Origin of the sequence: Pseudomonas sp. EL_65y_Pfl2_R96, assembly GCF_963970905.1 — a bacterium.
In the GTDB taxonomy this organism is placed as follows: Bacteria; Pseudomonadota; Gammaproteobacteria; order Pseudomonadales; family Pseudomonadaceae; genus Aquipseudomonas.
On the sequence record NZ_CAXAQH010000035.1, the window covers coordinates 48725 to 65280 of the forward strand.

Sequence of the window (16556 nt, forward strand, 5' to 3'; positions counted from 1 at the left end):
CTGTGTTGTCCCAAAAAAGATCGCAGCCGTCGGCAATTCCTACACGGGTTTGCGATAGCTATTGATGATCGCCGAGAAGTCCTTACCCCCTTCCCCACGCTGACTCATCGCCTGATACAACTGCTGCGCCAGCGCGCCGAGCATCACCGGTTGGTGCGCCTGACGTGCCGCCTCAGTGGCCAGCCCCAGATCCTTGAGCATCAGTTCGGCACCGAAACCGCCGGTATACCCGCGCGAGGCCGGCGCCGTTTCGACGATGCCGGGCCACGGGTTGTACATCTCCGAACTCCAGCAACGCCCGGTGGAACTGTTGATGATCCCCGCCAGCACCGTTGTGTCGATCCCTAGCGCATCGCCCAAGGCCATGGCCTCGCTGACGCCGACCATGGAGATCGCCAGCAGCAGGTTATTGCAGATCTTGGCGATTTGCCCGGTGCCAACCTCACCGCAATGGACGATGTTTCGGCCCATCTGCGCCAGCACCGGTTGCAGGGTGGCGAACAATTCAGGCGTGGCGCCGACCATGAAGGTCAGCGTCCCGGCCGCTGCACCGCCGGTACCGCCGGAGACCGGGGCATCGGCCATGGCCACACCTTGTTTGGCGGCAGCTGCAGCCACATCACGCGCCGTCTGCGGATCAATGGTGCTGCAATCCACCGCCGGCACGCCTTTGGCGATCCCCGCCAGCACGCCATCTTCGCCCAGCCAGACGCTGCGCACATGCACAGCGGCGGGCAGCATGGTAATCACCAGCTCTGCACCTTGAGCCGCTTCACGGGCCGAAGCGCTGATGCTGCCGCCCAGTTGCTCGAGCTCTGCCAGTACAGCTTTGTTCAGGTCGACCAGCCGCAGTGAATGGCCGGCCTTGATCAGGTTGCGCGCCATCGGCGCGCCCATGTTGCCGAGACCGATAAAAGCGATTTTCATGTCCGGCTCCTTAACGCAAGTGGATGGTGGTGTTCACACCGTCGTTGACGCTGTCATCGTCGAACCAGCGCGCGGTGACGGTCTTGGTTTGAGTGTAGAACTGCACCACTTGCTTGCCATACGGACCGAGGTCGCCGAGCTTCGAACCACGGGAACCGGTGAAACTGAAGAACGGCACTGGCACCGGAATCGGGATGTTGATGCCGACCTGGCCAACGTCGATTTCCGTCTGGAATTTACGCGCCGCCGCACCGCTCTGGGTAAACAGGCCCGTGCCGTTGCCGAACGGGTTGGCGTTGACCAGGGCGATGGCTTCATCGAGGGTGTTGACTTCCAGTACCACCAGCACTGGACCGAAGATTTCCTGGGTGTAGATCTGCATCTCAGGGGTTACGCCGGAGAACAGAGTCGGCCCCACAAAGTTGCCCTGCTCAAAACCCGGAACGCTGATGTCGCGACCGTCCAGCTCCAGCTTGGCACCCTCCTTGATGCCGCTTTCGATCAGCTCGAGAATCCGCGCCTTGGCCCGTTTGGAAATCACCGGACCAACATCAGTGCCCGGCTCGCTGCCGGCATTGACCTTGAGTTTCTGCGCCAGCGCTTTCAAATCCGGCAGCCATTGTTTGGCCGCGCCCACCAACACCACCACCGAGGTGGCCATGCAGCGCTGCCCGGCTGCGCCGAAACCGGCGCCGACCAGTGCATTGAGCGCCTGCTCGCGATTGGCATCGGGCAGCACAACGGCGTGGTTCTTCGCGCCCATCATCGATTGCACGCGTTTGCCGTGTTTGCCGGCCAGGTCGTAGACGTGAGTGCCGACCGCGGTCGAACCGACGAAGGAAACAGCCTTGATGTCCTTGTGGGTGCAGAGCGCATCCACCACGTCTTTACCACCATGAACGACGTTGAGTACGCCCGCCGGTACGCCGGCCTCGATCGCCAGTTCCACCAGCAACATGGTCGACATCGGGTCCTGTTCGGACGGCTTGAGCACGAAGGTGTTGCCGCAGGCGATGGCCATCGGGAACATCCATAGCGGAATCATCGCCGGAAAGTTGAATGGGGTAATGCCGGCACAGACGCCGATTGGCTGACGCAGGGTGTAGGTGTCGACACCGCCAGCGACGTTCTCGGCGAACTCGCCCATTTGCAGGCTGCCAATGGAGCAAGCGTGTTCGACCACTTCCAGGCCGCGGAAGATATCACCTTCAGCGTCGGCGATAGTTTTGCCCTGCTCATTGCTGAGCACCACGGCAATACGCTTGGAGTGTTCACGAATCAACGCCTGAAGCTTGAGCATGATGCGCATCCGCGCGCCGATCGGCGTCAGCTTCCAGGTCTGGAAGGCACGATGGGCAGCACTGATAGCGGCATCGACTTCGGCAGCCGTCGCGAATGGGACTTTGGCCAACACTTGTTGGGTCGCCGGGTTGACGATGTCGTGCCATTCGGTGGTCTGGGACTCGACCCACTCGCCATCGATCAACAACTTGACCTTTTGCACGGTGGTTTCTAGCGATGCGTTCATGTTGGTCTCCGGGACGTTGTTCTTATGTAGAGAGCTATCTGGGGAGCCAAGGCGAGAAAGTCGCCTTGAGATGAGGCGTGTGTCGCGAATTGGTTGTCGGACTGTTTTTGGAGTATAGATGTGCAAACTTCTAATAAGAACGCACATAAAAGCCGGTCCATCATGCAAAAAAACATCACGTCTTTAGGCTCGTTGAACTGGGATGACCTCAAGTTTTTCCTCGAGGTTGCCCGCACTCGCAAGGCCAGCACCGCAGCCAAACGCCTGGCGGTGGACTACACCACCGTGTCGCGGCGCATCAGTTCGCTGGAAGCGGCATTGGGTACGTTGCTGTTCGAAAAATCCCGCACCAGTGGTTTCGTCCTGACCGCCGAAGGCCAGCGTCTGCTGGGTTACGCCGAGTCGATCGAAAGTACCCTGCACATGGCTTGCGAACAGGTTTCCGGCTCCGGCGTGGCGTTGTCCGGGCATGTGCGCATGGGCTGCACCGAAGGGTTCGGCAGCTTTTTCATCACCCCGCAGCTGAGCCATTTCGTCGACGCCTACCCGGCGATCTCGGTGGACATCCTGCCGCTGCCGCACTTCATCAGCTTGTCCAAGCGCGAGGCAGACATCGTCATCGCCCTGGAACGGCCGGAACACGGCCCCTATGTCTGCTGCAAACTCTGCGACTATCGATTGCAGCTGTATGCGACCCAGGATTATCTGGACAAGCACCCACCGATCCGCCGCCCGGCAGACTTGGGCAAGCATCAATTCATCAGTTATGTGGACGATCTGGCGTTCAGCTCGGAGTTGCTGTACCTGGCGAATGTGTTGCCCGGCGCCAGTGCCAACCTGCGCAGCACCAGCGTGATTGCGCAGTTTGTGGCAGCCCAGCAAGGACGATCACTGGCGATTCTGCCGTGCTTCCTGGCCGCTCAGGATCCGCGATTGCTGCCGGTGTTGCCGCAAGAAATCACCATTACCCGGCAGTTCTGGATGTACTGCCGGGAGGACTTGCGCAAGCTCAAGCGGATCACGTTGCTATGGGACTACATCCGTGCCGTCACCGAGCAGAATCAAGGGCTGTTGATGGGGGAAAGTCGGAAGATGCTGTTCGCCGACTGACAGTTCTTCAAGGAATCAGGTAGCGGCATCGTAACGAGCTCAGCAGGCCTTCGCCAACGGTTTGTATCAGTGGTTGGCACTCGACTTGTAACACTGAGAGGTACTCGCAGACACCGAAAAGGACCAATTTCCAGAGGCCTGCGCGAGCGCGATAAGGACCCACGCGGACACGCGATAAGACTCAGGCGCGAGGGCCTACGGGGGAACCTGCGCACGTATGCGTAGTGAGGTGGTCATTCAGATTTTTCTGCCAGATCCTCAAAGAGACCGTCCCGGCCAAGGTTGAGACTTTCCTACAGACTCCTCCATCCGTTTCCGGTAGCCTCCCGCGCGCCAGAATAAGACTGGTCACTGTCCATGGATGAAAGACACAAGGATGATGCAGGATGATTTCTTCTGCTCGATTGGGTGACAAGCATGTCTGGGGGAAAGGCATCCGTGAACACAAATGCAAGCAATACTAAAATCAGATACGGCCGCTGGCTGCTTGTCGCCCTATTAGTCTGCCCTATTGCGTTTTGGTACTTGGCTTCTCCAGTCGTAGCAGTCAATTTTTCGCATGAAGGAAAGGAAGAGTTTCGATACATCTGGAACACTCAGCATCGAATCTATAAGGGTGACATGCCCGAAGGGGGTGGCTCATCCGTCGAGTGGGGCCATATTTTTCCTGATAAAGATTTCTTCATGAGGTTCGATTGGTGGACCGACAAGGGTGCTCAGAGGTGTTTCTATGTAACGCCAAAATGGGGGCGGATGATAGATATCTACCTTGATGCTAAAGGTCGAATCGATACTGCTCTCACTGACCCTGACGTTATCACTCGTTTAAAACAGTGTGCAGGCGAACCTGATCCCTTCCGCTCATAAGGTGCCTAATCAGCATCACAGCAAGCTTACTTACCCGGCGCAGCCCCCAAGTAGGACACACACGACATTCCCAAAGCCTTCGACCAGCGGACCACCTTGAGCAACTCCCAGAGTGACAAGGAGCAAACCAAGAAATCGATAGGTGACACGATGGGTAGTTGATGGGGGAAAGCAGGAAGATGCTGTTCGCCGATTAATCCGCGCTCACCACGATCGACACCCGACGGTTCTCGGTGCGTCCGGCCGCGGTGTCGTTGGACGCAACGGGCTTGCTGCTGCCCAGGCCGCGAAACTGAGTGTTTTCTTCTTTTAGGCCGACAGCGCTCAGCACCTTGCCAACGCTTTTCGCGCGACGCAGGGAAAGCTGTTCGTTATAGGGCTCTTTGCCCGAGGTATCGGTGTGGCCGTCAACCCTCACCCGCTCGATTCCCACACTCAACAACGCCTTGCCAATACGCTCGACGATCTCGGTACTGGCAGGGTTGAGGCTCTCGACATCACTGCTGAACAGCACTTTGTCGGACAGGCCAAAGGCCCACCCCTCGTCGGTCATCTCGAACCCTTGCTGCTTGAGCATGGCGATCTGCGCCGCAGTCAGGCCCTTTTGCGGTGCCGTCTGGCAACCGGTCAATGCCAGCAAGGCCATAAGCAGGGTAATCGTGAAAAATCGCAGGGAACGCTGAGTGAGTGTGAACACAGAAATTAGCTCCTGGTTTGAACATGAGCGACAGGGTGCTCCGACCCCGACGTGTGCTGGGCGCCTCGGGAAAGGCGTTTGGCCTGGTACATCGCGGCGTCGGCCGCATCGAGCAGCGCACCCGGTGTGCCCCCATGATCCGGGTACACGGCGATGCCAATACTGAGTGAAGTCAACACCTGAGTACTGCCCGGCAACGGGATGGGTACTTCCATGCTGGCGATGATTTTGTCGGCAATCCATTCAGCGTCTTCGGTCTTGTGCAACGGCGTCAGCAGGACGGCAAACTCGTCGCCGCCCAGACGCGCGACCAGATCCTCTTCACGCAGCTGTGCGCGAACCCGGGTTGCCACGGCGATCAGCACCGCATCGCCGGCGGCATGACCGAAGTTATCGTTGATCTCCTTGAACCGGTCGCTGTCGAGAAACAGCACGGCCACTCGCTCATCCAGCTTGCCGGCATTGCGCAAGGCACGCATCAGGCGGCCTTCGAAAAACGCCCGATTCGGCAGTCCGGTAAGGCTGTCATGGCTGGCCTGGTGGGCCAGGGTTTCGTTTTCGCTTTGCAGGTGGGTCTGCCAGGACTCAAGCTCATCGAGCAAGGCATTGAAGTCGTTGCCCAGGTTGTCGAGTTCGGCAATGTCGGCGGGCGGCACGCGCCGGTCGAAGGCTCGCTCGCTGCGGGCGGCGTGAGCCACGGCGGCCAGGCTGCGCAACGGGCCAATGATCCCCCGCAATTGCCGACGCGCCAGATAGAGCGCAACCCAGGCACTGACAGCGGTACACAAGACGATCCCCACCAGACCACTGAGCAAAAAGCGCATCAGGCTGCCGCCGTGACCGGTGAGCAGAATGCTGCCGATTTCCTGACCTTGATGGACGATCGGCATGCTGATGGGTTTTTCCAGAATCGCCCGGGCGATCTGCATTTCAAGATCAGAAAGCAACCCCGTTTCCGGTCGTTGCCAACGTGCGAGCACCTCGCCTTGCTCGTCCATCACCTGTGCATCAGCCACTTCTTCGGTGGATGCGATCAACGCCAGCGCTTCGGTAGCCGCGACCTTGTCGTTGAACACCACCGCGGCTTCCACGGTGTAGTTGATCGAACGGGCGATCAGATGCAGGTTGTGATCGGCGTAGACCCGCAAGGCCAGAACGCCCAGCAGGGTCAATGAAACACTGGCCATGGCCACGCCCACCAGGGCGACGATCAAATGTCCACGGCCGATAACCGACCCCAGGGTCGGACGTATACGAAGTTTGAACAGGCTCATGGTGCCGCCGGCTTGCGGCGTGACAGTTGCAGCACACTGGGATGAATGCGCACGCCGCTGCGGGCGACCGAGTCGAGGTTGACCTCGAAGGACACCTGCTCATCGCCGACCCGAAGGCAGAACAGACTGCCGACGGTGCATTGATCACCGCCTTCGCTGATGCTCACCACCGGGCGCCCTGTCAACGAGGTGAATAGCTGACTGCGTTCGTCGCTGGTCAGCTTGCCGATGTACACCGCATCGCACTCACCGGCAATGGCCGGGTTGTCGGCCAAAAGCCGTCGCACGGTAACCGGCCGACCAGTGGCCTGGGTGGGGCCTTTGACCAGGTCGTCTGTGTATTCGGTGGGGCCGACCACGCACAGACGCAGCTGTTGGGGCTCAACAGGCCACCGGGCATAACTGAGGATCCCGAGCACCACTTGAGTGACTGATCTGGCACGCTGGTCGGCCTTGCTCACGGCGGTTTCCGGCTCAGCGCAGACAACGCCCGTCAACAAACAGAGAAGGCCGGCAAGTAGTACTTGCTTGCAGCCAACGACGCGCTCTGTCGCCCAGACAGCCACCTTCATGCAGGGATTCTCTTCGATTACAACGAAATGATGCCGCAACGATAGCACAGCACCGAAACACCCGCGAGGCCACGCACTACGGCACTTCGGACAGATTCCGTCGTCTGGCGCGCCTCCGTCAGTGACTCGGCTCGATCCCCTCTTCCAGCTCCAGCATCAACCCGCTCAAGCGCTTGACCTTGCGCTGCACGGCCTCTTCGAATACGCCGGCGCGAGGCTCAATCAGGGTGAACCAGTCTTTGGCCCGGGTAATCCCGGTATAGATCAGCTCCTTGGTGAGCACAGGGTTCAGGGCATCCGGCAGAATCAACGCGGTATGGGCAAATTCCGAGCCCTGGGATTTGTGTACGGTCATGGCGTACACGGTGTCGACATCGTTGAGCCGGCTTGGCAGGACAAAACGCACACCGCCCTGACCATCGTTGCGCGGGAAGGCCACACGCAACACTTGCCGGCCGGCCTCGGGGCCTTCACGCTCCGGCAGCCTGAGGGCAATGCCAATGTCGCCGTTCATCAAACCCAGGCCATAGTCGTTGCGGGTCATCAGCACGGGCCGCCCTTCGTACCACTGGTGGTCGCTGTCGATCAGCCGAGCCTTGAGCAGCGCGTCGGTCACTCGCTGATTCAAGCCTTCCACACCCCAAGGCCCTTTGCGTACCGCGCACAATAGCTGGAAAGCGTCGAAGGCTTGCAGCACCACTCGAGCCCAATGGGTCCAGCGTGGATCGTCGAGCGGGCTGTCGAGCGGTGGCCGCTGACTGCGTAAAAGACTCAGATAATGCCGATAGCCTTGCGGTCCCTCGCCATGGCCTTCGAGCAGCAAGCGCTCCAGAGCACGGTCCTGCTCCCCCTTGAGGACCAGGGAAAATACGTCGTCATGACTTGCAGCGGCCAATAGCTTGCGCGCGCCCTCGGGATGCTGCTGGTTGACCCAACGGGCCAACTGACCAATGCCGCTACCCTCGCCGAAGCGCCGTGAGTGGCGCAGCATCACGACTTGCTGGGCCAGTGGATGCGCTCCGTGGGTGTCTTCCCGCAAACCGCTGGCATCGAGGTTTTCACCGCTGACCGCCTCCAGCCACTGGCGGGTCTGCGGGCTGTACCAACCGGCTTCGGCATCGCGACACAGATCACCCAGGACAGCACCGGCCTCTACCGACGCCAGTTGATCCTTGTCACCGAGCAGCACCAGACGGGCATGGGCCGGCAATGCGTCGAGCAGATTGGCCATCATTTCCAGGTCGATCATCGAAGCTTCGTCCACCACCAATACATCCAGCGGCAAGCGATTGCCGGCGTGGTGCCGGAAATGCCGGGTGCCGGGACGACTGCCGAGTAAACGGTGCACGGTGGTCACATCCGACGGGATCTTCTCCCGTACGGCTTCAGCAACTTTCAGGGTTTGAACCTGCTGACTGATGGACTCGGTCAATCGTGCGGCAGCTTTGCCGGTGGGGGCCGCGAGACGAATGCGCAGCGGTTTGCCGGCCTCCACCGCGGGTGCCTGGAGTAATGCAAGCAAGCGCACGACCGTGGTGGTTTTACCGGTTCCCGGGCCGCCAGTGACGATGCTGAATGCGCTACGGGTTGCCAGGGCGCAAGCGAGCTTCTGCCAGTCGATCACTTCATCAGACTTTGCTGGACCGAACAGGCCGGTCAGGCGTTGTGGTAAGTCATTCGGTGTTGTTTCGTGTGCCGCCAGACGCTGACGCAGGGCGTTGTCGATCCGCCGTTCGTAAGTCCAGTAACGGCGCAGGTACAGGCGTTTACCCGACAGCACCAATGGTCGGTGCTGCGCGGCCTCACGTCCGTCGGCGGCCAGAGCCACCAGACGGCTGGACGCCAGGACCTTGCACCAATGGGCACCCTCCAGTGCCTCAAGCAATTGCGACGGCAGCAACATCGCACCGCTTTGCAGATCACCTTCCGGCGGCAGCGACAGAGCGAAGTCTGGTTCTTTCAGCGTTTCGAACAGATCCAGACAGACATGGCCATGGCCCAACTGGTGACTGGTCAACGCGGCGGCCAGCAGCACCAGTGGATCATCGTCGGGAGCGAGCTCGTGGAGAAACGCAACGAAGGCCTTGTCCAGCGGCCGCAACCAACCGCGTTCGACCCAGCACGTGAGCAGCAGCAACAAATCATCAGCGCGACTCAACGGGGCCAGACCCGCCAGACTTTCGGCCGCCAACGGCATGGGCAGCAAATCGGCGAAGGTGCGACTCATAGCAGTACTCCCTGTTCCCAGGCGGGTTCAGCCTTGGGCTCTGGCTTGCCTTGGAACAACCGGTCCAGGCGCTCGATCAGCTGCCGTGGTGGACGGGCGAAATACACGCCCTGACTGGCCGCGCGAGTACCGCGCAGGAACAGGTACAACGCCCCACCGACATGTCGGTCGTAATCGTAATCGGCAAGCCGCGCCTTGAGCTGGCGATGCAGGGCGAGCAGGTACAACACATATTGCAGGTCATAGCGGTTATCGAGAATCGACTGCTCCATGGCCTGCTCGGTATAGGCCGCATCATCGACGCCCAGCCAGTTGGATTTGTAGTCAGCGACGTAATAGCGGCCATCATGCTCGAACGTCAGGTCGATGAAACCTTTGAACATGCCATTGAGCAACACCGGTTCAGCGGCCACCCGGGCCACACCGTTGTGAGTGTATTGACACACCAGCTCATCGAGTTTGAGCACATCGACCTTGTGGCTGGCGAACCAGAACTCCATCTCGACCCGGTATTGAGTCAGTTTCTCGAACACCACCGGTGCCTGCCCATCACCGATGTGCAGCGAGGATTTGAGCAAGTGCTGCAGCCAGTCGCTCAGCGTGGTGATCCAGCCTTCCCAGCCACGGCGGTTGCAGCGACGGGCGATGGCATCTTCCACGTTTTGCGGTGCGGCGGAAAAACCTTCGTCACCGGCCCATTCGAGCAATCCATGGAGAAAAGTGCCGGGGTTCGGGCCACGAGGGAATCGATGGATATCAGCACCGCCAGCGATCACTTCTCGCGGCGTTTGCGGATCGAGACGTTCGTCGTCAAAAAGCTTTTGTGCTTGCGGGCTCTCCGGGGCTTCGTCACTGCCCACGCTCAGACTGTCGCCAATGCGCAAAGCGCTGTAGGAGGCGATCCACCAGTTTTCACTGGCTTTGCGCTTGGGTATCAGCGGGGCAAGCAAGGTCGCTTCATTGCGCGGCGGATGGTAATGCTCGGCGGTCGCTTCAGGCATTTCACCGTAGTTCAGCGCCAGACAGCCCTGCTGCAAATCTTCCAGCCAACGCCGCAATCCTGCCGACTCGGCCAATGGCGCACCACCGCCCAGCAGATAACCCAACGCAGAGAGGTGCAGAACCGAGCCGTTGTTATTGCCGCGTTTGAGGTCGGTCACACCGAGCCAGCAAGCATGCTGTGCCCGGGTCAGGGCTACATAGAACAGACGCAGGTCTTCGGCCAAACGCTCATCATCGGCCTGGGCGATCAACTCGGTCGTTGGCTTCAAGCTCACCTGAGCCTTACCCGTCGCGTCGTGGTAATGCAACGGCAAACGGCTGCCATCCACCGGTTTTGCCGAGCAGATGAACGGCAGAAACACCAACGGATATTCAAGCCCTTTGGATTTGTGGATGGTCACGACCTTGACCAGTTGCTCGTCGCTTTCCAGGCGCAGGATCTGCTCTTCGCCAGCCTGGCCGGACAACGCCAGATGCTCGGACAAATGACGGATCAGCGCTTGCTCGCCATCGAGTTCGGCGGCGGCCTGCTGCAGCAACTCGGACAGATGCAACAGGTTGGTCAATACCCGCTCGCCATCGCTGCGCGCGATCAATGCCTGGGGCAGCTGGAAATCGTGCAGCAAACGCCGCAGCATTGGCAATACGCCCTGCTTGCGCCAGAGCTCGCGATAACCGCGGAACTGCATGACCCGTGCTTCCCAGGCCAGTTCATCCTGATTCAGTCGTTCCAGCTCTGCCAGCGAAAGGTTCAGCGTGATGCAAGCCAGCGCAGCCCGCAGTGGACGCTCGACATCCGGCTCGGCACACGCCTTGAGCCAGGTCAGGAGGTCATGGGCTTCCTGCGCGGCGAATACTGAATCCTTGTCTGACAGGTAAACACTGCGCACACCCCGGGCGGCAAGTTCGCCGCGCACGGCCTGGGCCTCTTTGCCGTCACGCACCAGAATCGCGATATCCGCCGGCAGCAGACCTCTTAAGTCCTTACCGTCCTGGATGAAGCCCGCACGGCCTTGCTGACCGCCATTGAGCAGTGCGGTGATTTCGCTGGCGCAGGCGGCGGCCAACTGTTGTCGATACACGGCGCCAGACAGTGGCTGATCGGCGGACAGGTGCCAGATATTCAGGGCAGGTACAACCTGACCATCAATACGCAGAACTTCTTTGCGTCCCTGGGACTCGACGGGCAGAAACGGTACAGGGTTTTCGCCATTCTTCTCACGAAACAGGAATGCTCCACGCCCCTGCTCCCGAGATTCGGCGCGCTCGAACACATGATTCACCGCACCGACCATGCCATGACTGGAACGGAAGTTGGTGCCCAGGGTATGCAGGCGGCCAGCGGTAGCCTGGCGAGCGCGCAGGTAGGTGTAAATGTCGGCACCGCGAAAGGCATAGATTGCCTGCTTCGGATCGCCGATCAGAAACAGACCGGATTCAGGATTGTTATCTTCGATGCGATAAATGCTCTCGAAGATTCGGTATTGCACCGGGTCGGTGTCCTGGAATTCGTCGATCAGCGCGACCGGGAACTGCTCGCGGATGAGGGTTGCCAGGCGCTCACCGCCATCGGACTGCAAGGCCGCATCAAGGCGCAGCAGCATGTCATCGAAGCCCATTTCCGCGCGGCGACGCTTTTCTTCCTCGAACCGAGCACCGACCCAGTGGGCAGCGTGTTGCAGCACGGCGGCATCGGGGGTCGGCAAGCCATCGAGGCTGGCCTTGAGGCTGGGCATGGCATCCAGACCCGGATGGCGGGGGGCTTCACCCTTCCAGGCTTCTGCCATGCCATCAGGAGTCAGGCGAGTGAAGCCGGTGCCAATGTCCAGCTGCTCCAGAGATTCATCTTCGGCCCAGGTCCGAAGTTTTTCGAACCAGGGTTCGAAGTAGCGTGCCTGCATCTTGCGACCATCGACGCTCTTGCTCGCGACGCCCTGGTGACAGATGGCAAGCAACTCATCGGCCCATTGACGCCAGGGCATCTTGAGCTCGAGCAAAGCGGCCCGTCGTTCCTCCAGGCACTCGGCAATCAACTCGGCAGGTTCTTTACCTTCAACGCTGTCACGCTCGCTGGCGAACAACCCACGCACTCGCGGCAACAACGCCGCCGGGCCACCCCAGTTACCGCGAACCCAGTTCAGCGCATCGCCTTGCATCGGGTAGCAGAACAGTCGCCAGTAGTCGCGCAGGACTTCGCCGAGCAAGTCGCTGTGATCGGTTTCCAGGGTCTGGGTAAACAGGCTGCCACTGTCGAATGCATGTTCGCGCAACATACGCTGGCACCAACTGTGGATGGTCGATACCGCCGCTTCATCCATCCACTGAGCGGCGATGTCCAGACGGTTTGCGCAACTGGACCACTGTTCGGGCAGGTACTGCTCACGCAGTTCGGCAATGAGGCCATCCGGTGCCGGTGTCTCTTCACGGAAAAACCGTGCTGCTTCGGCCAGCCGAGTGCGAATACGCTCGCGCAGTTCTTTGGTCGCGGCATCGGTGAAGGTCACCACGAGGATTTGCGGCGGCAACAATTCACGCCCAAAACCACTCGATTCGTCACCGTGCCCCAGGACCAGACGCAAGTAAAGCGCAGAAATGGTGAAGGTCTTGCCGGTCCCGGCGCTGGCTTCGATCAGTTGGCTGCCACGCAGGGGGAATGCCAGGGCCAACGGTGTTTTCGTGGTCATGAGCGCGCCTCCTCGCTGCTCAATGAACGCCAGGAAGCCTCAAACAGCGGCCGATACAAAGCGTCGCACCAATCGGGGAAGGTCTCATCGGCAACCAGTGCATCGTAATCGGCAAATTGCCGAGCCAGTGCCGGGCTTTCGCGGCGCTCGCCGTCAGTGGTCTGGCCGTCGCCTTCATAAGCCTTGCGAGCAGCGGCGTCAGCTTTGGCCGGGTCGGTTTGAGCGAGCCAGGCGAAGGCCGTTTTTACTGCAATCGGCAGCGGCTGGCGCATGCCTGTTTGCCAGGCCAGTAACAGGTTATTCAGGACATCAAGTGCTGCACCCTTCGCCAAGGGGGCCAATAGCAAACTGTCATCGCTGGCCACCAGTGCGGTTGTCATCGACATACCGCTGGCACAGGCAACCAGGTGATTGACCCATGGCCGCGTCAGGCGATGCCATTTGCGGGCCTTGATTGAACCGATGCTGTTGGGAATCGTAGAAACCGACAATAAGCCGCCATCTGCGCGTTGATGCAGGCCACCGAGCCAACCCTCCAGATGTAGTCCATGCAGTTCCAGATTCACCGGCAACGCGCTGGTGAGCGGGGTCGGCCATAGCGCCAGAAGCTGCTGATAGCGCAGCAGCAGATCCGGCAGCGGCTCGATCAACTCGCGCTGCAGACACTCGCCAAAACCGGCCATGGGCAAGAGCCCGCTGTTTTGCAGGCGTTTTGCCTGCGCCTCCAGCGCCTGATCGGTTTGGTCCAGTTGCCCGAGTGCCGCCTCGAGCAAGCTGTCGCTGAGGCTATAGCGTTGCAGCGCGTCGAGAACAAACGGCTCTTCATCCGCCAAAGGCACTTCAGCAGCCTCGAAGAACACTTTGAGCCGCTGACTGAAGAAATGCCTCACAGGATTGCGCAAGAAATCCTGCAACTGCCCCAGGCTCAACGGTTCGTCCTGAACGTAGGGTTCGAGAACCTCGGTATGAGTCGTTAGATCACTGGCTTGATGAAGTAACTGCCACTCGCTGGCGTAGCTGAACAAATCATCGCCTTCATGGAAGTAGCGAGCACTGAAGGGTTGCAGGGGATGTTCCTGAGTCATGGACTCAAGCAGATCATCATTGTCATCGTGCGATTGCCAGCCGCTGGCGAGATGGTCACGCAGCTGTCCTATCAATACCGAAGCAGGGCGCTCGCTGTTGTCCCGAATACTGCGACCGACCCAGCTGATATAGAGTTGGTCACGTGCCGACAACAATGCTTCCAGTAAAAGATAGCGGTCATCTTCGCGCCGGGAACGATCACCAGGCCGGTAGTCGCTGCCCATCAGGTCGAAGTCCAGCGGCGGCTGTGCGCGAGGGTAATCGCCGTCATTCATGCCCAACAGGCAGACTCTTTTGAACGGGATCGCTCGCATGGGCATCAAGGTACAGAAGTTAACTGCACCGGCGAGAAAGCGCTGAGACAGGCGACCTTGGTCGAGACCAGCCAGCCAGGCTTCACGGACCACGGTCAGCGGTAACTCATCCTGCAAGCCTACGGACTCGCAGGTCTCAAGCCAGGTCTCACGCAACTCTTCAAGTTGAGCCAACAAATAGTCGTCATGCTCGTTACTGGCCAGGAAGAACAACTGCACCAAAGCTTGCAACCTCGAGCCCCATTGTTTGGGCGCCGCAGGTTGAGTGAGTTCCTGGTGGGCAATTTCCAGCGCATCCAGCAATGCCACCAAAGGACCTATGAGCGCGGCATCCAGACCACCAATCTCATCGTAGGGTTCGATCCCCTCGCAGGCACTGGCACTACCCACGGCATAACCGAGCAGCATCCGTCGCAGACCAAAATGCCAACTGTTTTGCTCCAGTTCTTCAGGCAGCCCCAAACCCGCGCGTTGCTCGGCATTCATCCCCCAACGGATACCTGCGCCTTCGATCCAACGGTGCAAGATCGGCAGGTCACGTTCTTCTACGCCAAACCGGGCGCGTAATGCCGGAACGTCGAGCAGATCAAGGATCTCGCTGACGGGAAAGCGACTGTCGGGCAACTTCAGCAGATGCTCGACAGCAATCAGTAGCGGATCCCGGCCGCGCTGGCCTTGATCCGCGAGCGTGAAGGGAATGAAACGCGGGTCATGGCGATCAAGCTGACCAAAGACAGCACGGATGTGAGGGGCATAACTGTCGATGTCCGGAACCATCACGATCACGTCGCGAGGCCTTAAGCCTGGATCAGCACTGAATCGAGCCAGCAACTGATCGTGGAGGATCTCCACTTCGCGTTGAGCGCTATGGGCGATGTGAAATCGGATCGATTCGTCCTTATCCAGATCAACAGCAGGCCAACGCTCGCGAGTTTCATTCAGGGGACGCAATTCCAGGATGTCGTCCTGCAGCTGATTGAGCATGTTCTGCGGCTGGTTATCGCTGAAAAGGTCGATGCGCCCGTCGCGAAACGTCGAGCGATAGCTGTTGGGGTCGTCGTAACTGTCGAGCAGATTGATGTAGTCCCGCCCCTGTTTACCCCACGCGGCCAATAGCGGGTGCGCATGCTGATGGAGAGTTTGTGGGTCGAGCACAACGGGCATGCCGCGCTTGCGAGCCTGACGTTTGTATTGATGCCGCAACAGATCTTTATCGGCGACGATGTCCGCCCAATGGTGACGACATGGGTTGTGTACGCACAACAGAACCTGGCTGAACCGAGCCAACCCGGCAAGTGCTTCCAGGGCTTGGGCAGGCAATGAAGAAATCCCGAAAACAATCACCCGTGAAGGCAATCCACAGGGCGCCATGTCGAGACTATTGATACGCTCGATAAAGCGTTGGTGGACGCCCGCGCGGCTTTGCGCCATGCCTTGTTCACCAACATCCAGCAACAGCGCACGCCACAGCTCCGCCTGCCAGCAGTTGGCCGGGGTCAGGGCTTTGGCTTCGCCTCTGCCATTTCGTAACTGATGACGACCTTCTGCCCAGTCTTCGAGCCAGTCGGCCCTATATACCTGATATTGGTCGAACAGATCCGCCAGTCGCTCCGCCAATTGGTAGCGCTTGCGTAAATCGGTGTCATGGGTAAGGAAGCGATGCAGGGGCTCGAAATGCGGTTGATTGATCAACTGAGGTAACAGACGCATCAGACGCCAGGTCAGCGGAGCTTTATCGAGCAGGGATTTGGCCGGGATTTCGTCACGTCCCAGCACCATGCGATAGAGCTGCCACATGAAGCTGCCTGGTAACTGCACATCGATGGCGGCGGCGATTCCGCAACCGCCCATGTCGTCATCTTCAGGATCTTCGGCCAGTGCCAGCTTCAGCCATTGGGCGATGCCGTTGCTCTGTACCAGAGCGATTTCATTTTCCAAGGGAGCCAGCGGGTAGCGCCGCATCCAACTGACCACCAGGCTGCGCAACTCGTCCAGGCGGTTGCCGTGAACCACCATAAAACCAGCACTGAGGGACGTGGCGTCCGGCATAAAGGCTTCCTTGGGAAAATACAAAAGCTAGGGCCGAACCTTAGCACTGTCGGCAGACCGTGACAGCCGGGAGCGGTCCGATGATGTTGTACGAACTTTCCTGCGGGCAAAACAAAACCCCTACCTGCATACGCAGATAGGGGTTTCGGAATTTAATCTTGACGATGACCTACTCTCACATGGGGAAACCCCACACTACCATCGGCGATGCATCGTTTC

11 protein-coding genes are annotated in these 16556 nt (G+C 59.5%); 2 read left to right on the plus strand and 9 right to left on the minus strand.

Going from position 1 to position 16556, the window contains the following annotated elements:
- Positions 1 to 39: 39 nt before the first annotated feature.
- Both mmsB and AACY49_RS25835 read right to left on the minus strand, forming a co-directional pair.
- The gene (gene mmsB / locus AACY49_RS25830; RefSeq protein ID WP_258697670.1) at positions 40 to 927 is read right to left on the minus strand and encodes a 3-hydroxyisobutyrate dehydrogenase; all 888 of its coding nucleotides are present in this window, start codon (positions 925 to 927) and stop codon (positions 40 to 42) included.
- 10 nt (positions 928 to 937) lie between these two features.
- Positions 938 to 2455, minus strand: coding sequence for a CoA-acylating methylmalonate-semialdehyde dehydrogenase (locus AACY49_RS25835; protein WP_339527248.1), 1518 nt, complete (start codon positions 2453 to 2455; stop codon positions 938 to 940).
- Between the two features lie 162 nt (positions 2456 to 2617).
- Between AACY49_RS25835 and AACY49_RS25840 the strand changes: the two genes are divergently transcribed.
- A complete protein-coding gene (locus AACY49_RS25840; protein ID WP_258697672.1) occupies positions 2618 to 3565 on the plus strand; it encodes a LysR family transcriptional regulator in 948 nt (315 codons plus the stop codon).
- A 417-nt stretch (positions 3566 to 3982) separates the two neighbouring features.
- A complete protein-coding gene (locus tag AACY49_RS25845; RefSeq protein WP_408980543.1) occupies positions 3983 to 4432 on the plus strand; it encodes a hypothetical protein in 450 nt (149 codons plus the stop codon).
- 30 nt (positions 4433 to 4462) lie between these two features.
- Here AACY49_RS25845 and AACY49_RS31990 read toward each other — a convergent pair whose 3' ends face one another.
- From AACY49_RS31990 to recC, 7 genes are all read right to left on the minus strand, one after another.
- Positions 4463 to 4630 carry a gp19.5 family protein gene (locus AACY49_RS31990; protein WP_408980641.1) on the minus strand — a complete coding sequence of 56 codons (168 nt, stop codon included), beginning with the start codon at positions 4628 to 4630 and terminating at the stop codon, positions 4463 to 4465.
- Entirely contained in the window at positions 4626 to 5129 is a 504-nt protein-coding gene (locus AACY49_RS25850) for an OmpA family protein (protein ID WP_339527250.1), read from the minus strand. Before AACY49_RS25850 ends, AACY49_RS31990 begins: the two co-directional genes overlap by 5 nt.
- Positions 5130 to 5134: 5 nt before the next feature.
- Entirely contained in the window at positions 5135 to 6403 is a 1269-nt protein-coding gene (locus tag AACY49_RS25855; protein ID WP_258697675.1) for a diguanylate cyclase domain-containing protein, read from the minus strand.
- Positions 6400 to 6975 carry a YfiR family protein gene (locus tag AACY49_RS25860; protein ID WP_320392328.1) on the minus strand — a complete coding sequence of 192 codons (576 nt, stop codon included), beginning with the start codon at positions 6973 to 6975 and terminating at the stop codon, positions 6400 to 6402. The genes AACY49_RS25855 and AACY49_RS25860 overlap by 4 nt, the downstream gene beginning before the upstream one ends.
- Positions 6976 to 7093: 118 nt before the next feature.
- Positions 7094 to 9202: an exodeoxyribonuclease V subunit alpha gene (gene recD, locus AACY49_RS25865; RefSeq protein WP_339527253.1), complete on the minus strand. Its 2109-nt coding sequence runs from the start codon at positions 9200 to 9202 to the stop codon at positions 7094 to 7096.
- The gene (recB, locus tag AACY49_RS25870) at positions 9199 to 12888 is read right to left on the minus strand and encodes an exodeoxyribonuclease V subunit beta (protein ID WP_339527255.1); all 3690 of its coding nucleotides are present in this window, start codon (positions 12886 to 12888) and stop codon (positions 9199 to 9201) included. The genes recD and recB overlap by 4 nt, the downstream gene beginning before the upstream one ends.
- Complete coding sequence (recC, locus tag AACY49_RS25875) at positions 12885 to 16337, minus strand: exodeoxyribonuclease V subunit gamma (RefSeq protein ID WP_339527257.1); 3453 nt, start codon at positions 16335 to 16337, stop codon at positions 12885 to 12887. Before recC ends, recB begins: the two co-directional genes overlap by 4 nt.
- Positions 16338 to 16556 lie beyond the last annotated feature (219 nt).

Coding starts and splice junctions, on each gene's coding strand:
- mmsB (WP_258697670.1), bottom strand. CDS start 927: ATGAAAATCGCTTTTATCGGTCTCGGCAACATGGGCGCGCCGATGGCG.
- AACY49_RS25835 (WP_339527248.1), bottom strand. CDS start 2,455: ATGAACGCATCGCTAGAAACCACCGTGCAAAAGGTCAAGTTGTTGATC.
- AACY49_RS25840 (WP_258697672.1), top strand. CDS start 2,618: ATGCAAAAAAACATCACGTCTTTAGGCTCGTTGAACTGGGATGACCTC.
- AACY49_RS25845 (WP_408980543.1), top strand. CDS start 3,983: ATGTCTGGGGGAAAGGCATCCGTGAACACAAATGCAAGCAATACTAAA.
- AACY49_RS25855 (WP_258697675.1), bottom strand. CDS start 6,403: ATGAGCCTGTTCAAACTTCGTATACGTCCGACCCTGGGGTCGGTTATC.
- AACY49_RS25860 (WP_320392328.1), bottom strand. CDS start 6,975: ATGAAGGTGGCTGTCTGGGCGACAGAGCGCGTCGTTGGCTGCAAGCAA.
- recD (WP_339527253.1), bottom strand. CDS start 9,202: ATGAGTCGCACCTTCGCCGATTTGCTGCCCATGCCGTTGGCGGCCGAA.
- recB (WP_339527255.1), bottom strand. CDS start 12,888: ATGACCACGAAAACACCGTTGGCCCTGGCATTCCCCCTGCGTGGCAGC.
- recC (WP_339527257.1), bottom strand. CDS start 16,337: ATGCCGGACGCCACGTCCCTCAGTGCTGGTTTTATGGTGGTTCACGGC.